At 65.0% G+C, this 24,401-nt stretch carries 23 protein-coding genes; 16 read left to right on the top strand and 7 right to left on the bottom strand.

Translation table 11 applies throughout. The features are described 5' to 3' along the window. The first annotated feature begins 24 nt into the window (after positions 1 to 24). The 8 genes from infA to dsbD all read left to right on the top strand — a co-directional run bounded on the left by infA (position 25) and on the right by dsbD (position 5,764). Positions 25 to 243 (top strand): translation initiation factor IF-1, encoded by a 219-nt coding sequence (gene infA / locus ACEN9H_RS28295; protein WP_005663428.1) that lies wholly within the window; start codon positions 25 to 27, stop codon positions 241 to 243. 37 nt (positions 244 to 280) lie between these two features. Further along, positions 281 to 394 (top strand): 50S ribosomal protein L36, encoded by a 114-nt coding sequence (gene rpmJ, locus ACEN9H_RS28290; protein ID WP_005663407.1) that lies wholly within the window; start codon positions 281 to 283, stop codon positions 392 to 394. Positions 395 to 409: 15 nt separating this feature from the next. Then, entirely contained in the window at positions 410 to 775 is a 366-nt protein-coding gene (rpsM, locus tag ACEN9H_RS28285) for a 30S ribosomal protein S13 (protein WP_036240369.1), read from the top strand. Positions 776 to 789: 14 nt separating this feature from the next. Further along, positions 790 to 1,194: a 30S ribosomal protein S11 gene (rpsK, locus tag ACEN9H_RS28280; protein WP_036172227.1), complete on the top strand. Its 405-nt coding sequence runs from the start codon at positions 790 to 792 to the stop codon at positions 1,192 to 1,194. A gap of 251 nt (positions 1,195 to 1,445) precedes the next feature. Further along, positions 1,446 to 2,069 carry a 30S ribosomal protein S4 gene (gene rpsD, locus ACEN9H_RS28275; RefSeq protein WP_371765281.1) on the top strand — a complete coding sequence of 208 codons (624 nt, stop codon included), beginning with the start codon at positions 1,446 to 1,448 and terminating at the stop codon, positions 2,067 to 2,069. 233 nt (positions 2,070 to 2,302) lie between these two features. After that, the gene (locus ACEN9H_RS28270) at positions 2,303 to 3,280 is read left to right on the top strand and encodes a DNA-directed RNA polymerase subunit alpha (RefSeq protein ID WP_413672909.1); all 978 of its coding nucleotides are present in this window, start codon (positions 2,303 to 2,305) and stop codon (positions 3,278 to 3,280) included. Between the two features lie 114 nt (positions 3,281 to 3,394). Then, positions 3,395 to 3,790, top strand: a complete 396-nt coding sequence (gene rplQ, locus ACEN9H_RS28265) for a 50S ribosomal protein L17 (RefSeq protein WP_371762175.1) — start codon at positions 3,395 to 3,397, stop codon at positions 3,788 to 3,790. Positions 3,791 to 3,901: 111 nt separating this feature from the next. Further along, positions 3,902 to 5,764, top strand: a complete 1,863-nt coding sequence (gene dsbD, locus ACEN9H_RS28260; protein WP_413672908.1) for a protein-disulfide reductase DsbD — start codon at positions 3,902 to 3,904, stop codon at positions 5,762 to 5,764. A gap of 160 nt (positions 5,765 to 5,924) precedes the next feature. Here the strand turns inward: dsbD and ACEN9H_RS28255 are convergent, their stop codons facing one another. Beyond that, positions 5,925 to 6,419, bottom strand: a complete 495-nt coding sequence (locus ACEN9H_RS28255; RefSeq protein ID WP_413672907.1) for a Spy/CpxP family protein refolding chaperone — start codon at positions 6,417 to 6,419, stop codon at positions 5,925 to 5,927. A gap of 227 nt (positions 6,420 to 6,646) precedes the next feature. On the opposite strand from ACEN9H_RS28255, the gene ACEN9H_RS28250 reads away from it, so the two are divergent. The 5 genes from ACEN9H_RS28250 (at position 6,647) to ACEN9H_RS28230 (ending at position 14,351) form a co-directional block, all read left to right on the top strand. Further along, positions 6,647 to 7,375 carry a response regulator gene (locus tag ACEN9H_RS28250; protein ID WP_056126509.1) on the top strand — a complete coding sequence of 243 codons (729 nt, stop codon included), beginning with the start codon at positions 6,647 to 6,649 and terminating at the stop codon, positions 7,373 to 7,375. Then, positions 7,372 to 8,739: an ATP-binding protein gene (locus tag ACEN9H_RS28245; RefSeq protein WP_413672906.1), complete on the top strand. Its 1,368-nt coding sequence runs from the start codon at positions 7,372 to 7,374 to the stop codon at positions 8,737 to 8,739. The genes ACEN9H_RS28250 and ACEN9H_RS28245 overlap by 4 nt, the downstream gene beginning before the upstream one ends. A gap of 148 nt (positions 8,740 to 8,887) precedes the next feature. After that, positions 8,888 to 10,063 carry an efflux RND transporter periplasmic adaptor subunit gene (locus tag ACEN9H_RS28240; RefSeq protein WP_413672905.1) on the top strand — a complete coding sequence of 392 codons (1,176 nt, stop codon included), beginning with the start codon at positions 8,888 to 8,890 and terminating at the stop codon, positions 10,061 to 10,063. Positions 10,064 to 10,068: 5 nt separating this feature from the next. Further along, on the top strand, positions 10,069 to 13,185 hold the full coding sequence (locus tag ACEN9H_RS28235; protein WP_413672904.1) for an efflux RND transporter permease subunit: 3,117 nt from the start codon (positions 10,069 to 10,071) through the stop codon (positions 13,183 to 13,185). Positions 13,186 to 13,451: 266 nt separating this feature from the next. After that, entirely contained in the window at positions 13,452 to 14,351 is a 900-nt protein-coding gene (locus ACEN9H_RS28230; protein ID WP_413672903.1) for a cell envelope integrity protein TolA, read from the top strand. 2 nt (positions 14,352 to 14,353) lie between these two features. Here the strand turns inward: ACEN9H_RS28230 and ACEN9H_RS28225 are convergent, their stop codons facing one another. From ACEN9H_RS28225 to yihA, 6 genes are all read right to left on the bottom strand, one after another. Further along, positions 14,354 to 15,088, bottom strand: a complete 735-nt coding sequence (locus ACEN9H_RS28225) for a LytR/AlgR family response regulator transcription factor (protein ID WP_413672902.1) — start codon at positions 15,086 to 15,088, stop codon at positions 14,354 to 14,356. Continuing rightward, positions 15,085 to 16,164 carry a sensor histidine kinase gene (locus tag ACEN9H_RS28220; protein WP_413672901.1) on the bottom strand — a complete coding sequence of 360 codons (1,080 nt, stop codon included), beginning with the start codon at positions 16,162 to 16,164 and terminating at the stop codon, positions 15,085 to 15,087. Before ACEN9H_RS28220 ends, ACEN9H_RS28225 begins: the two co-directional genes overlap by 4 nt. Further along, the gene (locus ACEN9H_RS28215) at positions 16,161 to 16,832 is read right to left on the bottom strand and encodes a hypothetical protein (protein WP_413672900.1); all 672 of its coding nucleotides are present in this window, start codon (positions 16,830 to 16,832) and stop codon (positions 16,161 to 16,163) included. Before ACEN9H_RS28215 ends, ACEN9H_RS28220 begins: the two co-directional genes overlap by 4 nt. Positions 16,833 to 16,890: 58 nt before the next feature. After that, entirely contained in the window at positions 16,891 to 18,186 is a 1,296-nt protein-coding gene (locus ACEN9H_RS28210) for an MFS transporter (protein WP_413672899.1), read from the bottom strand. Between the two features lie 84 nt (positions 18,187 to 18,270). Continuing rightward, the gene (hemB, locus tag ACEN9H_RS28205) at positions 18,271 to 19,284 is read right to left on the bottom strand and encodes a porphobilinogen synthase (protein WP_413672898.1); all 1,014 of its coding nucleotides are present in this window, start codon (positions 19,282 to 19,284) and stop codon (positions 18,271 to 18,273) included. 15 nt (positions 19,285 to 19,299) lie between these two features. Next, positions 19,300 to 19,992 carry a ribosome biogenesis GTP-binding protein YihA/YsxC gene (gene yihA / locus ACEN9H_RS28200; protein ID WP_160406723.1) on the bottom strand — a complete coding sequence of 231 codons (693 nt, stop codon included), beginning with the start codon at positions 19,990 to 19,992 and terminating at the stop codon, positions 19,300 to 19,302. A 175-nt stretch (positions 19,993 to 20,167) separates the two neighbouring features. On the opposite strand from yihA, the gene ACEN9H_RS28195 reads away from it, so the two are divergent. The 3 genes from ACEN9H_RS28195 (at position 20,168) to ccsB (ending at position 24,286) form a co-directional block, all read left to right on the top strand. Further along, entirely contained in the window at positions 20,168 to 20,851 is a 684-nt protein-coding gene (locus ACEN9H_RS28195) for a c-type cytochrome (RefSeq protein WP_413672897.1), read from the top strand. A 144-nt stretch (positions 20,852 to 20,995) separates the two neighbouring features. Next, entirely contained in the window at positions 20,996 to 23,089 is a 2,094-nt protein-coding gene (locus ACEN9H_RS28190) for a cytochrome c biogenesis protein ResB (RefSeq protein WP_413672896.1), read from the top strand. 30 nt (positions 23,090 to 23,119) lie between these two features. Continuing rightward, complete coding sequence (gene ccsB / locus ACEN9H_RS28185) at positions 23,120 to 24,286, top strand: c-type cytochrome biogenesis protein CcsB (protein WP_413672895.1); 1,167 nt, start codon at positions 23,120 to 23,122, stop codon at positions 24,284 to 24,286. Positions 24,287 to 24,401 lie beyond the last annotated feature (115 nt).

Genomic DNA, 24,401 nt, shown 5'->3' with positions numbered 1-24,401 from the left:
CGCCCCCAGGAGTGAATAGACCGAATGGCAAAAGACGACGTCATCCAAATGCAAGGGGAGATTCTGGAGAACCTCCCGAACGCGACCTTTCGCGTGAAGCTGGAAAACGGGCACGTGGTGCTTGGACATATCTCGGGTAAAATGCGGATGAATTACATCCGCATTCTTCCGGGTGACAAGGTAACGGTGGAGCTGACCCCTTACGACTTGTCCCGGGCCCGCATCGTGTTCCGCACCAAGTAAAACTAATCAAGTTATCGAATCTGGAAGAGAGTGCAAAATGAAAGTTAACGCTTCAGTCAAGCGGATCTGCCGCAACTGCAAGATCATCAAGCGCAAGGGCGTGGTCCGTGTGATCTGCGTCGAGCCGCGTCACAAGCAGCGTCAAGGTTAATACGAGGAATATCGAATGGCACGTATTGCAGGGGTCAACGTCCCCAATCACCAGCACACCGTCATCGGCCTGACGGCGATCTATGGTATCGGCCGTACCCGCTCGAAGCAGATCTGCGAATCGACCGGCGTTGCGACCAACAAGAAGGTCAAGGACCTGGACGACAACGAGCTGGAAAAGCTGCGTGATGCAGTCGGCAAGTTCGTGGTCGAGGGCGACCTGCGCCGTGAGCTGTCCATGAGCATCAAGCGTCTGATGGACCTGGGCTGCTACCGCGGCATGCGTCACCGCAAAGGCCTGCCGGTCCGCGGTCAACGCACCCGTACCAATGCACGTACCCGCAAGGGCCCGCGCAAGGCAGCTCAATCGCTCAAGAAATAATCTAGGAACTGACCATGGCTAAGCAACAAAGCTCGGCGGCTGCAGCCCGCATCCGCAAGAAAGTCAAGAAGAACGTCGCCGAAGGCATCGCACACGTCCACGCATCGTTCAACAACACCATCATCACGATCACCGATCGTCAGGGCAATGCCCTGTCGTGGGCGACGTCCGGCGGCGCAGGCTTCAAGGGTTCGCGTAAATCGACCCCGTTCGCGGCTCAGGTCGCAGCCGAAGCAGCTGGCAAGGTTGCTCAGGAATACGGCGTGAAGAACCTGGAAGTCCGCATCAAGGGTCCGGGCCCGGGCCGTGAGTCGGCTGTGCGCGCGCTGAACAACCTGGGTATCAAGATCACCGAGATCCAGGACGTGACGCCGGTTCCGCACAACGGCTGCCGTCCGCCGAAGCGTCGTCGTATCTAATGTTGCCCGGGCGGTTCGCCGCCCGTCGCAGCATTGATGCGCCACACGCCGTGGTGTAAAGAATCGCCGGTGCAGTTAACCCAGAAATGGGTTATACTGCCCGGCTATTGTCGCCTCGGGCCGTCCTGGCCATGAGGTTTTTGTAAGCCACGTCCGGTCTCATCGCAGAACTGGACTAGCGCCTGTTGTGGAAGAAGTACTGAACTTCGGCCGCATCCGGGGCGTGATCATTCAAACAAAGGAAGTTTAACGTGGCACGTTATATCGGACCTAAAGCAAAACTGTCGCGCCGTGAAGGCACCGACCTGTTCCTGAAGAGCGCACGCCGCTCGCTCGATTCGAAGTGCAAACTGGACGTCAAGCCGGGCCAGCACGGCGTCAAGTCGGGCCAGCGTACGTCGGACTACGGCAACCAGCTGCGCGAAAAGCAGAAGGTCAAGCGTATCTACGGCGTGCTGGAGCGTCAGTTCCGCCGCTACTTCGCCGAAGCGTCGCGCCGCAAGGGCAACACCGGTGAGACCCTGCTGAAGCTGCTGGAATCGCGTCTGGACAACGTCGTCTACCGCATGGGCTTCGGCTCGACCCGCGCCGAAGCACGTCAGCTGGTCAGCCACAAGGCCCTGACCGTGAACGGCAACGTCGTGAACATCGCTTCGTACCAGGTCAAGACCGGCGACGTCATCGCCGTCCGCGAAAAGGCCAAGAAGCAGACCCGTATCCTCGAAGCCCTGTCGCTGGCCGAGCAGGTTGGCTTCCCGAGCTGGGTGTCGGTCGACGCCAAGAAAATGGAAGCGACCTTCCGTTCGTATCCGGAGCGTAACGAGATCGCTGCCGACGTCAACGAAGCGCTGATCGTCGAACTGTACTCGCGTTAATCGACTTTGGCGCGGTCATCCCGCGCCGAAGTCGTCCCCGCGGAAGCGGGGATCCATACTGAGCTGGCGAAAGCCCGCTGTGTATGGGTTCCCGCTTCCGCGGGAACGACGGAACATCCGTTTCCGTCTGCACCGAATTCGCTTTACCGCCTGCTCCCAGAAGCAGGCGTTTCTACTACTGATGCCATCAGCCTTATCGGTGTAACGAGCCGAGGGTATTGAAGAGGACACTCATGCAAAATAGTTTGTTGAAGCCACGTATTATCGATGTCGAAACGCTCGGCCCCGGCCACGCGAAAGTCGTGATGGAACCGTTCGAACGTGGTTATGGCCACACGCTGGGTAATGCGCTGCGCCGCGTGCTGCTGTCGTCGATGATCGGCTACGCGCCGACCGAAGTGACGATCGCGGGCGTCGTGCACGAGTACTCGTCGCTGGATGGTGTGCAGGAAGACGTCGTCGACCTGCTGCTGAACCTGAAAGGCGTCGTGTTCAAGGTGCACAACCGCGACTCCGTGACGCTGACCCTGAAGAAGGAAGGCGAAGGCCCGGTCCTGGCTTCGGACATCGACCTGCCGCATGACGTGGAACTGATCAACCCGGAACACGTGATCGCCCATCTGACCGCCGGCGGCAAGCTGGACATGCAGATCAAGGTCGAAAAAGGCCGCGGCTATGTGCCGGGTAACGTGCGCCGCCTGTCGGAAGACACGAACAAGACCATCGGCCGCATCATCCTGGATGCATCGTTCTCGCCGGTCCGCCGCGTGTCGTACGCCGTGGAATCGGCCCGTGTCGAACAGCGTACCGACCTCGACAAGCTGATCATCAACATCGAGACCAACGGCGTCATCACGCCGGAAGAAGCGATCCGCCAGTCGGCCCGCGTCCTCGTCGACCAGCTGAACGTGTTCGCTGCCCTGGAAGGCACCGAAGCCGCCGCGGAAGCACCGTCGCGTGCGCCGCTGGTCGATCCGATCCTGCTGCGTCCGGTGGACGACCTGGAACTGACCGTCCGTTCGGCAAACTGCCTGAAGGCCGAGAACATCTATTACATCGGCGACCTGATCCAGCGTTCGGAAAACGAACTGCTGAAGACGCCGAACCTGGGCCGCAAGTCGCTGAACGAGATCAAGGAAGTCCTGGCTTCCCGTGGTCTGACCCTGGGCATGAAGCTCGAGAACTGGCCGCCGGCTGGTCTGGAAAAGTAATTGCAGTACCCGCCCGGGGCAGGTGTCCCGGGCGTTTTATCGCCAACCGGCCCGCGTCGCGCATAAGCGGCGATCGAAGAGCTCGGATTTAAACTTAACTCGAAAGGAAATACCATGCGTCACCGTCACGGCCTTCGCAAGCTGAACCGTACCTCGTCCCACCGCCTCGCCATGCTGCGCAACATGACCGTTTCGCTGCTGCGTCACGAAGCGATCAAGACCACCCTGCCGAAAGCCAAGGAACTGCGCAAAGTCGTCGAGCCGATCATCACCCTGGGCAAGAACGACACCCTGGCCAACAAGCGCCTGGCATTCGCCCGCCTGCGTGACCGCGAAATCGTCCAGAAGCTGTTCGCCGAAATCGGCCCGCGCTACAACGCGCGTCCGGGCGGCTACATCCGCATCCTGAAGATGGGCTTCCGCGTTGGCGACAACGCCCCGATGGCCTTCGTCGAGCTGGTCGATCGTCCGGAAGTCACCTCGGCTGAAGACGCGCCGACCGCCGAGTAATCGCGGTTCAAGCAACATGAAAAACCAGGCTCCGGCCTGGTTTTTTTTCGTCTGCAGCGCACTAAACGCACCCGGTGTACCATGCTGATGCGTTGAACCAATATTCCGACCATGTCCCGATCTTTTTCCCTGTCGATAACGCGACTGCTGGCTGCATGGCTGCTGGCCTGTCTCGCCTTCGTCTCGCCCGCCCACGCCGACGACGACTTCCTGCCGCCTGAGCAGGCATTCAAGTTCTCTGCGCAGATGGCGGACGCACACACGATCGTCGTCAATTACGCAATCGCGGACGGCTACTACATGTACCGCGAGCGCTTCCATTTCGCGGCAAGCGGCGCGAAGCTCGGCGAGGCCGTCATCCCGCCCGGCAAGATCAAGTACGACGACACGTTCCAGAAGAACGTCGAGACCTATCACAACGGGGTCGAGATCCGCATCCCGGTCGACGCCGCCGGACCGTTCACGCTGACCGCCACCGGCCAGGGCTGCGCCGACAAGGGCCTGTGCTATCCGCCGCAGGATGCGTCGGTCCAGCTCACGCCCGGCGCCGGCGGCAGCGCGCCGCAGATGAGCGTCGCGCCGGGGCAGGGCGGCGGGTTCAACTTCCCGGGACAACCCGCGCCACAGGTCGATACGCCGCCCGCGCCCGCGTCCGCACCCGCACCCGCACGTGCACCGGCGCCCGTCGCGCCCGTGACACCGGCGGCGCCGTCCGAACTCTCCGGCATCGCCTCGCTGCTGCAGGGCGGCCGCCTGCTGGCGATCATCCCCGCGTTCATCCTGCTGGGCCTGGGCCTCGCGTTCACGCCGTGCGTGCTGCCGATGGTGCCGATCCTGTCGTCGATCATCGTGGGTGAAGGAAAACAGGTGCATCGCACGCGCGGCTTCGTGCTGTCGCTCGCTTACTCGTTCGGGATGGCGATCGTCTACACGGCGCTGGGCGTGGCGGCCGGCCTGCTCGGCGAAGGACTTGCGGCCGCGCTGCAGAATCCCTGGGTGCTGGGCGGCTTCGCGCTGCTGATCGTCGTGATGGCGTTGTCGATGTTCGACGTCTACCAGTTGCAGGTCCCCGCCGCGTTGCAGACGCGGCTGTCCAGCGCCTCCGGCCGCCAGTCGTCCGGCAAGCTGGCCGGCGTGTTCGTGATGGGGGCGATCTCCGCGCTGATCGTCGGCCCGTGCGTGGCCGCGCCGCTCGCGGGTGCGCTCGTGTACATCAGCCAGACGCGCGACGTCGTCATCGGCGGCGCCGCCCTGTTCGCGATGGCGGTCGGGATGAGCATTCCACTGCTGCTCGTCGGCGTCTCCGCGGGCTCCCTGCTGCCGCGCGCGGGCCTGTGGATGGAATCCGTGAAGCGCTTCTTTGGCGTCCTGATGCTGGCGATGGCCTTGTGGATGGCCGCGCCCGTATTGCCGGGCATCGTGCAGATGGTCCTGTGGGCGGCGCTGCTGCTGGGCTATGGTTTCTACCTGCTGCGCGGCCTGCGCGGGCATTGGGCCGGTCTCGCCCTCGGCGCCGCCAGCGTCGTGCTGGGCGCGACGCAGCTCGTCGGCGTGGCCAGCGGTGCGCGCGACCCGCTCGCGCCGCTGGCCCGCTTCACGGGCGGCGCGCCCGCGCAGCCGCTCGCGTTCACGCGCATCAAGACCGTCGACCAGCTCGACGCCGCGCTGGCCGCCACCGGTGGCCGCACCGCGATGCTGGATTTTTACGCCGACTGGTGCGTGTCGTGCAAGGAGATGGAAAAGCTGACCTTCGTCGATCCGGCCGTCAAGGCGCGGCTGGCAAATACCGTGCTGCTGCAGGTCGATGTGACGGCCAACGATGCGGATGACCGGGCGATGCTCAAGCGCTTCGGGCTGTTCGGTCCGCCGGGCATCATCCTGTTCGACAAGCAGGGGAAAGAGATTCCCGATAGCCGGGTGATTGGCTACCAGGATGCGAACAAGTTCCTGGGTTCGCTGGGCAAGCTGCAGTAATCCTCACGCTGTACAAAACAACGTCGCCCCTGCGACGGCAGGGGCCCGGGTTCGTGGCCAAGTCGAGGAACCTGGGCTCCGCCTTCGCGGGAGCGACGGTCGAACTTGGGCTCCCGCCTGCGCGGGAGCGACGGTGGAACGCGGGAGCGACGGTGGATAGTCAACCTTGCGCGGTATGGCCGCGCTGCTGCCAGCCACGATGCCCGCCGTGGCCGAAGCGGGCCGCCTTCTCGTCGAACGTCTTCTTCTGGTCCGCGCTCAGGACCGAGTAGAAGGTGCTCAGCGACGCCTGGCGTTGCTCGAGGGCGGCCGTGCGCAGCTTCTGCCGCTCGATCATCTTCGCCATGCGTTCCGGTGCCGTCAGGTTGGCCCAGGCGGCGCGGTCGTGCGGCTGGCGTGCAGGCGGCTGCATCGACGTCACGAACGCATTCCAGGCGTTTTCCTGGGCCGGCGTGATCTTCAGCTGGTCGTGCAGCTTCGCGATCCGCTTGGCGCGGAATTGCGCGCGCTGTTCCGGCGTCAGCTTCTGGTGCTGCATGCCGTGGCGGGCCTGCGGTGCGGCCTGGTCCGTCGTCTGTGCATGGGCGCCCAGTGCGGCAGCGCCGAGGGTCAGCGCAGACAGGGCGGCGAGGAGGTGTTTGCGATAGGTTTTCATCTCAGGTTTCCTAGTGGGTTAAAGTTGGCAAACCGCCAAACGTTGTCTTCATGCTCCGATCTGCGTGCATCGCGTCGTCTTCGCACGGTTCCCATCATGGGCCGAAGATGTAAGCGCAGCGTTTCCCGTCTCTCGTTCTTTGTATCAATTTGTTTCCCTGGAAGATCCATATACAAGCCGATACAAAGTGACTGTTCAGGGTTCGAACAACTCGCGATAATGGCGTTATGGACAATCCATCTACCATCCTGATCGTCGACGACGACCGCGATATCCGCTCGCTGCTGGCCGATTACCTGGAAGCGAACGGCTACCGCGCGCTTGCCGCGGCCGACGGCACCGCCATGTGGAAACTCCTGGACGAGTCGCGTCCGGACCTGATCGTGCTCGACCTGAACCTGCCGGGCGACGACGGGCTCACGCTGTGCCGCAAGCTGCGCGCGCATTCGACCATGCCCGTCATCATGCTCACTGCCCGCAGCGAGCCGCTGGACCGTATCCTCGGCCTCGAAATGGGCGCGGACGACTACCTGCCGAAGCCGTTCGAGCCGCGCGAACTGCTGGCGCGCATCCGCAGCGTGCTGCGCCGCAGCCACGCGATGCCGCCGACCTCGCAGGCCGAGAACGTGCAGCAGATGAAATTCTCGGGCTGGACGCTCGACCTCACCGCGCGCCACCTCGTCAATCCGCAGGGCGTCATCATCATGCTGTCGGGCGCCGAGTTCCGCCTGCTGCGCGTCTTCCTGGAGCACCCGAACCGCGTGCTGAACCGCGACCAGCTGCTGAACCTCACGCAGGGCCGCGACGCCGATCCGTTCGACCGCTCGATCGACATCCAGATCAGCCGCCTGCGCCAGAAGCTGGGCGAGGATGCGCGCATGCCCCAGATCATCAAGACCGTCCGCAACGGCGGCTACGTGCTGGCCGGCCAGGTCACGGTGGAGCCGAGCGCGTGAGAGCTTTCCTCGGCTCGATGACGGGCCGCGTGTTTGCTACCCTGCTGCTGGGCATCCTGCTCACGGCCGCGCTGACCCAGCTGCTGGCCGACGCCGAGCGCGCGCGCGTCATCGACGAGTTCCGCGACCTGCACAACCTCGACCGGGCCGAACAGCTCATCATGGCCACCGAGATCGTCCCCGAGTCCGCGCGCAAGGCCTACCTCGACGTGGCCAACCGTCCCGGCATGCAGCTCGCCGACGTCGACACCCATCCGGCGGCGCTTGCCCCGACCAACTCCGAATTCACCCAGGCGCTCGCCGCCCGCATGGGCAAAGGGTATGTGATGCGGTCGCTGGCCGCGCGTCCCGTCGCGTGCTCGACGGCGCGCGAGCAGCCCGTCGTGTTCGGCCTGCTGCGCATGAAGTGGCGCGGTACGTGCGAGAGCATCGCCGTGCGCCTGCGCGACGGCGACGACCTCGTGCTGTCCGTGCTGCCGCCGCGCTCGGCCACGTCGCCGCAGCGCACCGACTACACGTGGACGATCTCGATCTTCCTCGTCAGCGTCGCTTTCCTCGCCTACCTCGTGGCGCGCATGACGACGCGTCCGCTGAAGCAGCTGGCGCAGGCGGCGAAAGATCTCGGCAACGACATCAACCACCCGCCGCTCGACCTCACGGGCGCCGACGAGATCCGCCAGGCGAGCGCCGCCTTCAACGCGATGCAGGCGCGCATCCGCCAGTACATCTTCCAGCGCACGCAGATGCTGGCCGCCATCACGCACGACCTGCAGACGCCGCTCACGCGCATGCGCCTGCGCCTGGAAAAGGTCAACGAACCGGAATTGCAGGAGCGCCTGATCGGCGACCTGTCCGCGATGCAGGCGATGGTGCGCGAAGGCCTCGACCTGGCGCGCAGCATGGACACGAACGAAGCCATGCAGATGCTGGACCTCGACTCGCTGCTGGACTCCGTCGTCGCCGACGCGGCCGAGAGCTGCCAGCGCGTGACCTTGACGGGGCACGCCGGCATGGCGCTGCTGGGCCGGCCGATGGACTTGCGCCGCTGCCTCGTGAACCTGATCGACAACGCCGTCAAGTACGGCCACGCGGCCAGGGTCAGCGTCGACCGCATCAACGGCGCGGCGCGCATCCGCATCCGCGACGCCGGCCCCGGCATTCCGGGCGCCGAGCTGGCGCGCGTGTTCGACCCGTTCTACCGGGTGGAGACGTCGCGCTCGCGCGAATCGGGCGGCACGGGCCTCGGGCTCACCATCGCCCGCAACATCGCCGAGCAGCACGGCGGCAGCATCAACCTCGCCAATCATCCGGAAGGCGGGCTCGAAGCGACCCTGATGTTGCCGGAATTTTATCCCGGCAAATAAGCACGCTGAAAAATCGCACGGGCAGAAACATTACTGTTACACCCGTGTGGGACAATCTCCGCCGGAGCCCCGGTCTTGCGGCCGGCGTCACCCTCATCGCATAAATACACAAAGAGAAAGACCGCGGACAGGCGGCACAGGGAGTGGAATGAAGACCAAGAATATCGCGATTGTCGCCGGCATCGTCGTTGCCGTCGGCGCCGCCACGTGGGCCATGAAGGACGGGTCCGAATCGCATGCCGACGGGGCCGCCGCCCCGGGCGGCAAGGGCAATGGTGCGCAGCCGCCGGCCGTCGTCAACGTCGTGGCGCCGCAACGCCAGGACGTGGCCGTCGTGCAGCAGGCCAACGGCACCGTGACGCCGATCCGCACCGTCGACCTGCACCCGCAGACGACCGCCACCATCCGGCAAGTCCACATCAAGGAAGGCCAGTTCGTCAAACAGGGCGAGCTGATGTTCTCGCTCGACGACCGCGAGGACCGCGCCAACCTCGACAAGGCCCAGGCCCAGGTCGCACGCGACCGCGCATCGCTGGCCGACCTCGAGCGCCAGTTCAAGCGCAGCCAGGACTTGTTCGCGCAGCACTTCATCGCCCAGAGCGCCGTCGACACGCTGCGCGCCCAGGTCGACCAGGCCCGCGCCACCCTGCAGGCCGACGCCGCCGCCGCGCGCGCGAGCGGCGTCACGACGAGCTACACCGCGATCCGCGCGCCGATGTCCGGCCGCGTGGGCGGCATCAACGTCTATCCGGGCAGCCTCGTGCAGCCGGCGACGTCGCTCACGACGATCACCCAGCTCGACCCGATCACCGTCGCGTTCACGTTGCCGGAGTCCAGCCTGCCGTCGCTGCTGGCGGCGCAGAAGCGGGGCAAGGTCGAGGTCGAGGCGTTGCCGGGCGCCGACCTGGCGCCGGTGAAGGGCCTGCTGAGCTTCGTCGACAACACGGTCGACCCGCAAGCCGGCACGATCAAGGTGAAGGCCGAGTTCGACAACCGCGAGACCACGCTGTGGCCCGGCCAGTACGTGAACACGAAGGTCATCGTGCAGACGCTGAAGGATGCCGTCGTGATCCCGCAGAACGCCATCATCACCAATGCCCAGGGCACGTTCGTCTACGTGCTCGAGAAGGACCACTCGGCCCGCCTCGTGCCGGTGCGCCGCGTGTACGGCGCGGGCGTGGATGCGGCCGTCAGCGGTCTCGCCGGCAGCGAGCAGGTCATTACCGACGGCAAGCAGAACGTGCGCCCGGGCGCCAAGGTCCGCCTGGCGTCCGACATGGGTAAAGGCAAGGGCAAAGACGTCCACGTCGCCGACAAGGGCTGAACACGATGAACCTGTCCGAACTGTGCATCCGCCGGCCCGTGATGGTCGTGCTGCTGTCGATCAGCCTGATCCTCGTGGGCATCCTGGCGTATTCGCACATCCCCGTCGCGGCGCTGCCCAGTTATAACACGCCCGTCATCAACGTCAACGCCAACCTGGACGGCGCCAGCCCCGAGACGATGGCCTCGTCCGTCGCGCTGCCGCTCGAAAAGCAGTTCTCGACCATCGCCGGCATCAACCTGATCACGTCGACGAGCACGCAGGGCAGCACGTCGCTGACGCTGGAATTCGACCCGTCGATCGACGTCAACGCGGCCGCCGTCGACGTCCAGGCCGCACTCCTTGCAGCCCAGCGCCAGCTGCCGCAGGAAATGACGACGCTGCCGTCGTACCGCAAGGTCAATCCGGCCGATGCGCCCGTGCTGTTCATGACGATGACGTCGCCGTCGATGAACTTGTCCGACCTGAACGACTACGCCGAAAACCTCGTGTCGCCCGCGATCTCGACGTTGCCGGGCGTGGCGCAGGTGTCCGTCAACGGCGGCAAGCGCTTCGCCGTGCGTGTGCGCGCGAAGACCGACCTCATGAATGCCCGCAACCTCACGATGGACGAGCTGGCGACGGCGCTGCGCTCGGCCAACTCGAATTCGGCGCTGGGCATCCTCGATGGTCCGCAGCAGACCCTGACCATCCAGGGACCCGCCCAGATGATGAAGGCGGCCGACTTCGAAAACCTGATCGTCGCCACGCGCGACGGCCTGCCGGTGCGCCTGCGCGACGTGGCCACCGTCGAGGACAGCTACCAGTCCACCCGGGCCTTCGGCGCCTACAACGGCGAACGCGCCATCGTGCTGCTGGTGCAGCGCCAGCCGAACGCGAACACGGTCGAAGTGGTGGACGGCGTGCGCCGCCTGCTGCCGCGCTTCCAGTCACAGCTGCCCGCGTCCATCAAGATCAACCTCGTCAACGACCGTTCCAGATCGATCCGCGAGGCGATCCACGACGTGAACTTCACGCTGGCGCTGACGGTGGGCCTCGTCGTGCTCGTGATCTTCCTGTTCCTGCACCGCGCGTCGGCCACGTTCATCCCCGCGATCACGATGCCGATCTCGCTGCTGGGCGCGCTGGCGCTGCTGTTCTGGCTCGGCTACAGTCTCGACAACATTTCTCTGCTGGGCATCACGCTGGCCGTCGGCCTGGTCGTCGACGATGCGATCGTCGTGCTGGAAAACATCGTGCGCCACATCGAGATGGGCAAGAAGCCGATGCGCGCCGCGCTCGACGGCTCGCGCGAGATGGGTTTTACCATCGTCTCGATTTCGGTGTCGCTGATTGCCGTGTTCATCCCGATCTTCTTCATGCCGGGCGTGATCGGTTTGCTGTTCCACGAATTCGCCGTCATCGTCGGCCTCGCGATCCTCGTGTCGGCCGCCGTGTCGCTGACCCTCGTGCCGATGCTGGCATCGCGCCTGCTCCCGGCACATGGCCACGACCACACGGAAGAGAAAAGCTTTATCGGCCGCCATTTCGAGCGCGGCTTCACGGCGCTGCGCAACGCCTACGAGAAGACGCTCGACGTGGCGCTGAAGCACCGCTTCGTCGTATTGATCGTCGCGTTCGGCACGTTCGCGCTGACCGTCGTGCTGTACACGACCATCCCGAAAGGCTTCTTCCCCGAGGAAGACATCGGCCAGCTGCGCGTGACGACCGAAGCGGCCGAGGACATTTCGTCGTCCGCGCTCGTCGTGCTGCAGACGAAGGTGGCGGAAGTGATCCAGGCCGATCCGGCCGTGCAGGACGTCACCTCGTTCACCGGCGGCGGCAACAATGGCCGCATGTTCATCGTGCTGAAGCCGCGCGCCCAGCGCGACAAGATGCCGCAAGTCGTCGACCGCCTGCGCAAGTCGCTGCGCGGCATCGCCGGCGTCAATGTCTATATGGCGCCCGTGCAGAACCTGCAGCTGGGCGGCCGCCCGAGCAAGAGCCGCTACCAGTACACGCTGCAGAGCGTGTCCGGCGCCGACATCGGCCAGTGGGCCAACCAGTACATGGAGCGCATGCGCAACAACCCGCTGTTCCGCGACGTGACGAGCGATACGCAGGACAAAGGCTTGCAGGCCAAGCTCGATATCGACCGCGACAAGGCGAACCTGCTGGGCGTGCAGGTGGGCGACATCCGCACGGCGCTGTACGCGGCGTTCGGCGAGCGCCAGGTGTCGACGATTTATTCCAGCGCGGCCAGCTATTACGTGATCCTGGAAACGGCCAACGAGGACCGCCAGTTCGAGGACGCGCTGTCGCGCCTGTCCGTGCGCAGCAAGACGGGCCAGCTGGTGCGGCTCTCCAGCGTCGCGACGGTGAAACGCACGGTCGGCCCCATCGCCGTCAACCACCAGGGCCAGCTGCAGGCGATCACGCTGTCGTTCAACCTCGCGCCGGACGCGCCGCTGGGCGACGCCACGGCCGCCATCGAGCAGATGGGCCGCGACATGAAGCTGCCCGCGTCGATTATCACGAAATACGGCGGCGACGCGGCCGTGTTCCAGGATTCCCAGTCGAGCCAGCTGATCCTGATCGTCGCCGCGGTCGGCGTCATCTACGTGCTGCTGGGCGTGCTGTACGAGAGTTTCATTCACCCGATCACGATCCTGGCCGGCCTGCCGTCCGCCGCGGTGGGCGCGCTACTGACGCTGCGCCTGTTCAACCTGGACCTGACGATGATCGCCATCATCGGCATCCTGATGCTGATCGGCATCGTGAAAAAGAACGCGATCATGATGATCGACTTCGCCCTCGACGCCCAGCGCAACCGGGGCCTGGCGCCGGACCAGGCGATCCGCCAGGCGTGCATCCTGCGTTTCCGCCCGATCATGATGACGACGCTGGCCGCGCTGATGGGTGCGCTGCCGATCGCCCTGGGCCTCGGTGCCGGCGCCGAGCTGCGCCAGCCGCTGGGTCTCGCGGTGTGCGGCGGCCTGATCTTCTCGCAGGTCATCACGCTGTACATCACCCCAGTGATTTATTTGTACCTCGACAAGTACAGCGGCAGCGGTCCGATGACGGATACGCAACTCGCGGACGCGGAGCAGGGGCGGAAGCCGGTATTGACGAAGGTCGCTTAACCGTCGCCCCCGCGAAGGCGGGGGCCCAATTTTGCTTCCGTAGCCGTTCAAACTCGGGTCCCGCCAAGGCGGACGGCCAGTCCGGGAACGACGGGGATAAGTAATTCCGAAGAGCAAGGTTGATACACACTGTAACAACCATTAAGCTACCCAGCTTGTACTCTCATTACAGATCCTTAACAGCGCGTGCGCGGCTAATCCAAACGGGTTAGACTGCGCCTCGTCAATATCATTTATTTGTCCTCCAACCGGAGGCGTTCATTATCTTGCGTGACCATTCCCATATCCCGCTGGAAGACAGCGATGTCTGCGCACATTGCGGCCAGCCGCTGCCCGGACGGAAAGTGGTCATCTACGGGCAGAAGGGCCCGAACCGGACGGGCATCGCGATCACGATCGGGCTGCACCTGCTGCTCGTGGCCGTCTGGCTGTTCCAGCCGAAAATCGAAAAGCACGCGCCGCCGAAAGCCGGCGAAGCCGTCGTCTGGCTGCCGCCGCTGAAGCAGAACAAGCCGGCCGCCAAGCCGGCCGAGCAGGCACCGAAGCACACCGCCAAGGCAGCGGCCGCGCCGAAGTTCACGCCGCCGCGCATCACGATGCCGCGCCTGCCGAACACGATTACCGTGCCGGAGATCAAAACGGTGGAGGAAAAGCCGCAGCCGCCGAAGGAAGAGACGAAGGCGCCGCCGCAGGAAGTCGACATGCAGGCCTATATCGAGGCCCAGCGCAAGCGCCGCGGCGCCCCGGCGCAGACGGACCAGGCCGAGGAAAGCGAAGCCGCGCGCGGCACGCGCAACGCGCTCGCGAACATCGCCGCCATCAACGGCCGCGGCGGCCAGGATCCGAACGAGACGGGCGGCGTGTTTAGCATCTCCAACAAGACGTTCAGCCGGGCCGACCTGAAATTCCGCGGCTGGAACCCGAACTTCAAGCGCCGCTGGCTGACGGCGGTGACGGTCGAGCGCGGCAGCGACCCGGACATCGAGACGGCCATCGTCAAGAAGATGATCGAGCTGATCCGCAAGGAAAAGACCGGCGACTTCGAGTGGGATTCGCACCGCCTGAACCGCGTCGTCACGCTGTCGGCCCGGCCGCAGGATACGCAGGAACTGATGGCCTTCCTGTACAAGGAAATGTTCCCGGAATACAAACCGCCGCGTGGTTGATCCTACATTTGCCGGAACTGGTGCTGGTAGCCCTGCGACACGGGCAGCCAACGCACCGAATTCACCAGACGCACGCTGAGCACGCCGTCGATGCGCTGCACGCTGTCGATCGCGCCGACGTTGACGATGGCGCTGCGCGAGATGGGCCAGAACCTGGCCGGGTCCAGCTGGCTCAGCAAATCCTTGAGCGGCGTGCGGATATGCGCTTCGAGCTTCGCGGTGACGACGCAGGTGTACTTGGCTTCGGCATGAAAACACTGGACGTCGTTGATGCCGATGAAGCGCAATTGCCCGCCGCACGACGCCTGTATCCATTGCAGGGGACCGTTCCTGGCTGGCGCGGACAGCGCGGACAGGTCCGCGGGCTGCTTGCCGAGCGCCGTCTGCAGGCGGGCGACCGTCACCGCCAGGCGCCCCGGGTCGAGCGGCTTGAGCAGGTAGTCGACCGCACCGTGGTCGAACGCATCGACGGCGTAATCATTGTAGGCAGTCAGGAAAACGATGTGGCAGCGGCCGGCGGCCAGGCGCGCCAGTTCGACGCCGTTCAAGCCTGGCATGCGCACGTCAAGAAAAGCGATCTGCGGTGCCAGCCCGGACAGCATGCGCGCACCGGTGACGCCGTCGGCCGCTTCGCCGACGATGGCCAGTTCGGGCCAGAAGCGGCCCAGCGAGGTCCGCAATTCCGTGCGCAACGCCTGCTCGTCCTCGACCAGGATGGCGGTGGCGGCAGAGCTCATGTCTTCCCTCCGGCGAGCATCGGCAGCTCGATGGTGGCGCACACGCCGCCGTCCGCGCCCGGCTCGAGACGCAGCTCGGCCGCGTCGCCGTACATCGCGGCCAGGCGTTCCTGCAGGTTCACCAGGCCGACGCCGTCGCCCAGTTCGGCCTGGAACCCGGCGCCGTCGTCTTCGACGCCGATGCGCAGACGCCCGGCGGCGCATACGGCCGTCACGCGCACCGACCCGCCTTCGACCCTGGGCTCGATCCCGTGCTGGATGGCGTTTTCGATCAGGGTCATCACGGACAGCGGCGGGATCTGGCACGCAAGCGCTTCTTCGCTGGCGGCGATGTCGAAGCGCAGGCGCTCGCCCATGCGCATCCTGATGATGTCCAGGTAGGCCCGGGCACGTTCCAGTTCCTGCCCCAGCGACGTGCTCTGGGCGCGCAGGTCGGGCATGGCCGAACGCAGGAACTGGTTCAGGTGGTGGAGCAGTTGTTCGGCCGCGGACGCATCCTGCCGGATCAGCGCGCGGGCATTGGCCAGCGTGTTGTAGAGGAAGTGCGGTTCGATCTGGCCTTGCAGGGCCGCCAGGCGCGCTTCAAGCAGCTGGCGCTTCGTCGTCTCCTCGCGCATCCGCTGGGCCTCCTGCTCGGCTGCTTGCCGGGCCCAGCGGGCGCGTGTCGCCGCGACTTCCGCCGGTACGACGAGCAGGACGGTGACAGCCAGGGCGCCCAGCCGGGGCAGGGAAGAGACCGACGTGGGCACCCCCATATAGTCGATGTAGTGAGCGAACGCGTTGCCCAAAAGCCAGCTGTTGATCACGGCCGCGACGAGCACGCACCAGCACGCGACGCCGTTATCGAAACAGACGCTTTGCAGGACGATGCGCGTGCAGGCGGTGAGCACATACGCGCCGAGCAGGCCCGTAAAGCAGGTCAGCCAGGTATTCCAGTACGCGTAGAATTGCGCGCCCACCACGCGTGCGCCGAACAGGACACCGACGAGGATCAGCGGCAGCAGCGGCCAATCGGCCTGCCGCAAATGCCGCCACACGGGCGCGGCGACGTGTGCCTTGAGGGACAGTGTGCTCATTGCCTGAACTCCAGGTTCGGCGTCGCGACGGCCGCCGCGGCGCCGGCGGGGAAGATCGATTCGGTCTGGGCGGGCAGGGGCAGGTCGGGCAAGCGCCTGGCCAGAAAGGCTTCGCGTTCCGCGGCACGGTCCTTCAGGTGCAGCCTGGACAGGCGGATCTCGGCCTTGACGAGACTGGCGACGCCCAGGCTGCAGCGGGTCGCGTCGGGCGCGACCTTGACGGGTACGTTATGCTCGACCCAGCGGCGGGTCTGCCAGAGGGCGTCCACGGACACCTTGCCGCCGGTCCGGCTGCCGTCGCATTCGACGTGCAGCTCGACGGCTTTTTTGCCCTTCGCGCGCCGCATGACCTCGGGTTCCAGTTCGGCGCGCGAATAAAACGAGACGATCATGGTACGCCCGCGCCATGGCGTCGCGTCGATGGTGTGAACGACGGTGAGCGGCCTCCCCGCGGGGGAGTCTTCCTGCTTGACGATGACCAGCTCGGCCGGGCTGCCGTCCCGTGGCCGGTCCACGCCGATGTCGTCCAGTCCCGCGGCCACGTTGTGGGCGGCCCAGCCGCTGGGCAGGCCCGGTGTTCGCACGGCGTCGACATGGCGCATGCCGCTCGCCACGCTCAACCCTGTTGCCAGCACCGCGATCACGCCGACGGCAATCCAATGTTTCACTTGCTTGCCCTTCCTTGACATGAGGATGGGCCATCATAGGGCGCGCCGGAGGGGGCGTTCAAGATTCTTGCGATGGAGGCGCCGGCGGGGCCGACGAATGCCGGCATCCGTGCGATGGGTGCACGGCCGCCTGCGGCTTGCGGAACCGGCCCAGCACGTGCAGGAGCACGAGCGTCGCCACGATCCATCCGATCAAGATGCCCCACACGGCATCGTAATCGCGCGCTGCATCGTGGATCATGCCGAGCGCTGGCGGCGTCAGGACGATGGCGATCTGGTTGATGGTCATGGCGGCGCCGAGGGCCAGGCCGACGCTGTCCGCCGGCGCGGAATCCGCGATATAGGTGACCCAGGGGCCATACCAGCCCAGCGCAAAAAAACCGAGCACGGCGATCAGCCCGAACAGCCAGGACCGGGGCGCGTCGACGGGCAGGCCGATCAGGGCAAGCAGGCCGATGCCCGTGACGAGCATGCTGACGACCACGGGCAGGAACCGGTTACCCGTCTTGCCGCAGCGGTCGCTCCAGACCGACAGGACGATGCGGCCGACGCCGCCGCACAGCTGCATCGACAGCAGCATCCAGCCGCCGTCGCGCAACGGCAGGCCGAACCGGTCGCGCAGGAACAGCATCAGGAAGACGACGATGCCGTATTGTGTGCCGACCAGGGCCATGCCGGACCAGACGACCCGCTGCATCCACCGTTGACGCACCATCCGGACCAGGAAGAAGACGGTCAGCACGGCACGCTTGCCGGGACGGCCGGGCAGCGTGGGCGGACGATAGACCGCCCAGAACAGCAGGCCGGAAGCCAGCACGACGGCGACGCTGGACAGGAAGGCGGCGCGCCAGTCGCGCACGCCCACGAGGAACGGCAAGGCCGCCGCAGCCGCGGCGCCGCCGAGCGGCAGGCCCGCCTGCCGGATGCCCATCGCGATCCCCAGTTGATGGCCGTGGAACCATTGCGATACCGACCGGCTGCCGCCCGGCTGGACCGTGCTGTAGCCCATGCCGATCACGAACAGGGCGGCGCACAAGGCGAGGAAACCGGGTGCCACGCACGCGCCCACGAGGCCGAGGGCCATGATCAGCATGCCCGCGCCGATGATGGCCCGCTCCGACTTGCGGTCGAGCAGGTCGCCGACGAAGAGCAGGGTGAAGATCGGCGCCACGGTCGAGGCGGTGATGAGCAGGCCCACCTGGGTGGCGGACAGGTGCAGATCCTTTTGCAGGTAGCCCGCCAGCACGGCGATACCTTGCGTGACGAATGCCGCGCCGGCCTGGAGCACGGTGGCGACGGCCAGGATCAGCCAGCGGTAGGGGGACGTCCGGGAATCCTTGGGAAAGGCAGGCATAAAACTGGAGATGTTACCGATCCAGGATTGCCGGACGCTATCGAAATGTCACACATGAACGATGTGTAACGTTTCAGACGTGTTTTATGCCGCGGCCTTCAGGCGCCGCGCCACATCCATCGCGAAATAGGTGAGCACGCCATCCGCGCCGGCACGCTTGAACGACATCATCGTTTCCATGATGACCTTGTCCGGATCGAGCCAGCCGTTCTGGAACGCGGCCTGCAGCATCGCGTACTCGCCGCTGACCTGGTAGGCGAAGGTCGGCACCTTGAATTCGTCCTTCACGCGGCGCACGACGTCCAGGTAGGGCATGCCCGGCTTGACCATGACCATGTCGGCGCCTTCCGCGATGTCCAGCGCCACTTCGCGCAGGGCTTCGTCGCTGTTGGCCGGATCCATCTGGTACGTGTTCTTGTCGGCCTTGCCCAGGTTGGCGGCCGAACCGACGGCTTCGCGGAACGGGCCGTAGTAGCCCGACGCGTACTTGGCCGAGTAGGCCATGATGCGCGTGTGGATCAATTCCTTCTCTTCCAGCGCCACGCGGATCGCGCCGATGCGGCCGTCCATCATGTCCGACGGGGCGACGACGTCGACGCCGGCCTCGGCCTGGGCCAGCGCCTGGCGCGTCAGCATCGCGATCGTTCTTTCGTTGACGATGTAGCCGTTCTCGTCCGGCAGGCCGTCCTGTCCATGGGTCGTGTACGGGTCGAGCGCGACGTCCGTCATGATGCCCAGCTGCGGGAAATGGCGCTTCAGTTCGCGCACGGCGCGCGGGACGAGGCCGTCCGGGTTCGTCGCTTCGACGCCGTCATAAGTCTTCAGCGATGCCTCGATCACGGGGAACAGCGCGAGCACGGGGATGCCCAGCGCGACCGCTTCCTCGGCCACCTTCAGCAGCAGGTCGACCGACAGGCGCTCCACGCCCGGCATCGACGCGACCTGCTGGCGCTGGTTCTGGCCGTCGAGGATGAACACGGGGTAGATCAGGTCGGAGGCGGTGACGACGTTCTCGCGCATCAGGGCGCGCGAGAACGGGTCGCGGCGCATGCGGCGCATGCGCACGGCGGGGTATTGCGAAGGCGTGATGATCGGCATGGCGGTTCCTGGAGTTTATTGTTCGGGATCGGCCGGAACAGGGTCCTCGTCCAGGCCGAACAGTTCGATGATCTTGTCGTTGGCTTCCTCGATGCCGATGCGCTTCAGGGCCGAGAACAGCTGGACGGTGAACGGGAAGCCGTTGCCTTCCTCGTCGACATAGCTGTCCAGCACTTGCTGCGCCTGGCGCAAGGCATTGACGGATTCGTTGCGGTTGAGCTTGTCGACCTTCGTGAGGATGCAGTGGATCGGCTTGCCCGTCGGGGCGAACCATTCCAGCATCTGGATGTCGAGCTCGGTGAACGGGCGGCGCGAATCCATGATCAGGATGAGCGCGGCCAGTTGTTCCCGCCGCTGCACATAGTCGCCCAGCAGCCTTTGCCAGTGCAGCTTGGCATCGCCCGACACTTCAGCGTAGCCATAGCCCGGCAGGTCGACGAGCAGGCCCTCGATTTCCTCGACCTTGGTCGGATCCTTGCGGTGCATGGCGACGTGCGCCCCGCCGATCGAGAAGAAATTGATGTGCTGCGTACGGCCGGGGGTCTTGGACGCGAAGGCGAGGCCCTTCTGGTTCGTCAGGATATTAATCGCCGTCGATTTGCCCGCATTGGACCGGCCGGCGAAGGCGATTTCCGGCACCTGGGTCTTGGGAAGATCCCGCAACTGGTTGACGGTCGTGAAGAAACGGGCTTGCCAGAGTTTGGACATGAGGGAAGTGGAGCGAAAAAGACAACGAAGGTGAGGGCAGGAAACAAAGGCTATTGTACAATAGGGAGTTACCTGCCGCCGGCGAGCCTGAAGGCTCCCTTGCCGACGCGGGGGCACGAGCATGACCGCTGCACTGCAACTGCAAGTTTATCTTTGACTTTTTCAGGGTGCTTGAATGAATCGTGTGTTCCAACCGGCCGCGTGTGCGGCGATCGTGAAGTCCTTGCTGGCCAGTTTCCTCATCGTGGGCAGCGCTCTTGCAGCGGACGCGGCCCACGCGCCCCCGGCCGCCGCCAAGGCCGATCCGGCCAAGGGCGGTTCCCTCTACGACACCGGCGACAATGCCCGCGGCCTGCCGGCCTGCGCGTCGTGCCATGGCGCCGGCGGCAATTCGACCATCAACACGAACCCCAAGCTGGCAGGACAGATCGACAATTACCTGCACAAGCAACTCGTCGACTTCACGACGCCGGCCCGCAACCAGCCCGTGATGACGACGTACGCCAAGATGCTGAGCGAGGACGAAAAGAAGAACATCGCCGCCTACCTCGCCACGCAGCAGCCGAAGCAGGGCGCCGCGCGCAACAAGGACACGCTGGAACTGGGCCGCAAGATCTATCGCGGCGGCATCGCAGACCGCGGCGTGGCCGCCTGCGCCAGCTGCCACGGCGCCACCGGTTCCGGCATCCCGGCCCAGTATCCGCGCGTGGCCGGCCAGCACCAGGATTACACGGTTGCCCAGCTACAAGCGTTCAAAGCGGGTACACGCAGCAACAGCCCGCAGATGGCCGCGCTGGCCAAGCGCTTGTCGGACGATGAAATGAAGGCAGTGGCGGACTATATCGCCGGCCTGAAGTGATACCCGGTATCAGCCGGTCAGAGTGAATAGAGCCGAATAATCGGCCTACAATAAAAAAAGCAGGACAACAGGGAAGGGCGGCCGCGCAAGCGGTGCGCCCTTTTGTTGTATCCTCGATGAATGTTGTGTCTAGAGTGAAAGTCGATGAGTACCACCGGAATTGAACTGAAGACGCGCCGGCGCGGCGTAGCGGAAACGGTCGAATTGCTGTCCTCGATGCGTTTCGCAATCACCCTGCTGGTCATGATCGCGATCGCCGCCATCATCGGCACCATCATGCAACAGGACCGGGCGATGCCGGACTACGTGAACCAGTTCGGACCGTTCTGGTTCGAAGTGTTCCGCAAGCTCAGCCTGTACACGGTCTATTCGGCCTGGTGGTTCCTGCTGATCCTCGCGTTCCTGATCGTGTCCACGAGCCTGTGCATCGCGCGCAATGCGCCCAAGTTCATCCGCGACATGCGGAGCTGGCGCGATTCCGTGCGCGAAGAATCGCTGCGCAATTTCCACCACCGGAGCGAATGGACGGCGCCGCTGGACATGGTCCCGCTCGCGCAGCAGACGGCGTCCCGGCTCGTCGACGCCGGCTATAAAACGAAGATGGTCGACAAGGCGGGCGGCGTGCTCGTCGCCGCGAAAAAGGGCGCCGGCAACAAGTTCGGCTACATCTTCGCGCACACGGCCATCATCGTCATCCTGCTGGGCGGCCTGCTCGATTCGAACCTGCCTATCCGCTTCCAGCAATGGTTCATGGGCAAGACACCGTATGCCGGCACGGGCCTCATCTCCGCCATCCCGCCGCAGCACCGCCTGGGCCTCGGCAACCCGACCTTCCGCGGCAACACGATGATTCCGGAAGGCCAGGCCAGCGACACGGCACTGCTCCAGCAGGCCGACGGCGTGCTCGTGCAGGATCTGCCGTTCACGATCGAGCTGCGCAAATTCATCATCGACTTCTACTCGACGGGCATGCCGAAGCTGTTCGCCAGCGAAGTCGTGATCCGCGACCACGAGACGGGCAAGGCCTTCCCCGCCACCATCAAGGTCAACGAGCCGCTGATCTACCGCGGCATCGCCGTCTACCAGTCCAGCTTCGAGGATGGCGGCAGCAAGCTCAAGCTGACGGGCTGGCCCATGACGGGCACGAGCGACAAATCGTTCTCGTTCGAAGGCGAAGTCGGCAATGCGACCGAGTTGAAGCAGGGCGCCGAGGTGTATTCGGTCGAATGGTCGGGCTTCCGTCCGTTCAACGTCGAGAATACGAGCCAGAACAACGATGCGCGCGCCGTCACCAAGGGCAAGAGCCTTGAGGAACAGTTCGCCCAGACCTTGTCCCAGCACTCAGGCTCGGCCGCGAAGAACGTCGGCAACAAGGACTTGAAAAACGTCGGTCCCAGCGTGCAATACAAGCTGCGCGACAAGACGGGCCAGGCGCGCGAATACCTGAACTACATGCAGCCCGTGACGCTGGAAGGCCATCAAGTGTTCCTGGCCGGCGTGCGCAACAATCCGTCCGACCAATTCAGCTTCCTGCGCATCCCGGCCGATGACGACCACGGCCTGCGCGAATGGATGCGCCTGCGCGCCGCGCTCGCGGACCCGTCGCTGCGGGAAGAGGCGGCCCGCCGCTACGCCGCGCGCGCGCTGCCGCCGGGCGACGCGAGCGGCGCGCTGTCCACGCAATTGCAGGAATCGGCCGCCAAGACGCTGGCCATCTTCGCGGGCGACGGCAACCAGGGCGGCTACCTGGCCGTGTCAAAATTCCTCGAGCGCATCCCCGCTGCGGAGCAGGAAAAGGCGGCGACCGTGTTCATGAAGATGCTCAACGGCGCCATGTGGGAGCTGTGGCAGGCTGCGCGTGCGCGCGCCGGCGAGCAACCCGCCACGCCCACCGAGGCCCACGGCCGCTTCCTGCAGCAGGCGACGAACGCCTTGTCCGACAGCTTTTTCTACGGCGCCCCCGTGTTCCTCGCGCTGGACGATTTCAAGGAAGTGAAGGCGTCGGTGCTGCAGGTGACGCGCTCGCCCGGCAAGAAAGTGGTCTATGTGGGCTGCCTGTTGCTGGTGCTGGGCATCTTCTCGATGTTCTACATCCGCGAGCGTCGCGTCTGGGTCTGGGTGAAACCGGCGCCGGACGGCGGCACGCATGCGTTGATGGCGATGAGCACGCAGCGCAAGACGCTCGATTTCGAGCGCGAATTCGAAGACTTGAAGACCAAATTGCCGCAATCGGCGTAAGCTAGCAGAGCAAGGAAACAGGAGACATCCATGGACATTTCATCCGCATCGCAAGCGCAAGGCGCGGCGTACATCCGCCCGCCGGGCTTCTTCAAGCGCCTCACGGCCATCGACTGGCTGTTCGGCGCCGGCCTCCTGGCCGCCGCGCTGTACGCGCTGAGCCGTTTCGGCGCCTACATGGACATCTACGAGCGGGCGATCCTGGTGCTGGCCGCGCCGACCTTCGCCTTCGTCGGCTGGACGTTCAAGCCGGTACGCTGGCTGATGCCGCTCGTCGCGCTGGTGGCGCTGTGGGCCGTGCAATTGTACGGCGGCTCGCTCGATGCCGCGAACCAGAAATTTTTCCTGAAATACATGCTGTCGAGCCAGTCCGCGATCCTGTGGATGAGCGCGCTGTTCGTGTTCTCGACCGTATTCTACTGGCTCGGTTTGCTCACCCGTTCGCCGTTCGGCGGCAGCGTCGGCTCCAAGCTGTGCTGGGCCGCCGTCGTGCTCGGCTTCACGGGCATGATGGTGCGCTGGTACGAGTCCTACCTGATCGGTACCGACGTCGGCCACATCCCCGTGTCCAACCTGTACGAAGTGTTCATCCTGTTCTCGATGATCACGGCGATGTTCTACCTGTACTACGAACAGCGTTACCAGACGCGCCAGCTGGGCCCGTTCGTGCTGCTCGTGATCTCGGCCGCCGTCGGCTTCCTGCTGTGGTACACGGTCGCGCGCGACGCCGCCGAGATCCAGCCGCTCGTGCCCGCGCTGCAGAGCTGGTGGATGAAAATCCACGTGCCGGCGAACTTCATCGGCTACGGCACGTTCGCGCTCGCGGCGATGGTCGGCTCGGCCTACCTGCTGAAGTCGCACGGCATCCTGGCCGACCGCCTGCCGTCCCTGGAGGTGCTGGACGACGTGATGTACAAGGCGATCTCCGTCGGCTTCGCGTTCTTCACCGTCGCCACGATCCTGGGCGCGCTGTGGGCGGCCGAGGCCTGGGGCGGCTACTGGTCGTGGGACCCGAAAGAGACATGGGCGCTGATCGTCTGGCTGAACTACGCGGCGTGGCTGCACATGCGCCTGATGTCCGGCCTGCGCGGCCGCGCGGCGGCGTGGTGGGCCCTCATCGGCCTCGTCGTGACGACGTTCGCCTTCCTCGGGGTGAACATGTTCCTGTCGGGCCTGCATTCTTACGGCAAGCTGTAATGTGTTCGTTTATGTCCGTTGGCCGGATTTGGTAACAAATCGGCGCCCGGACGACCCTGCGGCGGCAGATGGTGTAACGTTGATACGTCACGAGAAACATTATTTACAGCCGGAG

Origin of the sequence: Massilia cellulosiltytica (assembly GCF_047325105.1) — a bacterium.
GTDB classification, from domain to species: domain Bacteria; phylum Pseudomonadota; class Gammaproteobacteria; order Burkholderiales; family Burkholderiaceae_D; genus Telluria; species Telluria orientalis.
Note: the sequence above shows the minus strand (reverse complement) of the source record. Positions and strands in the feature narration are given on the sequence as shown.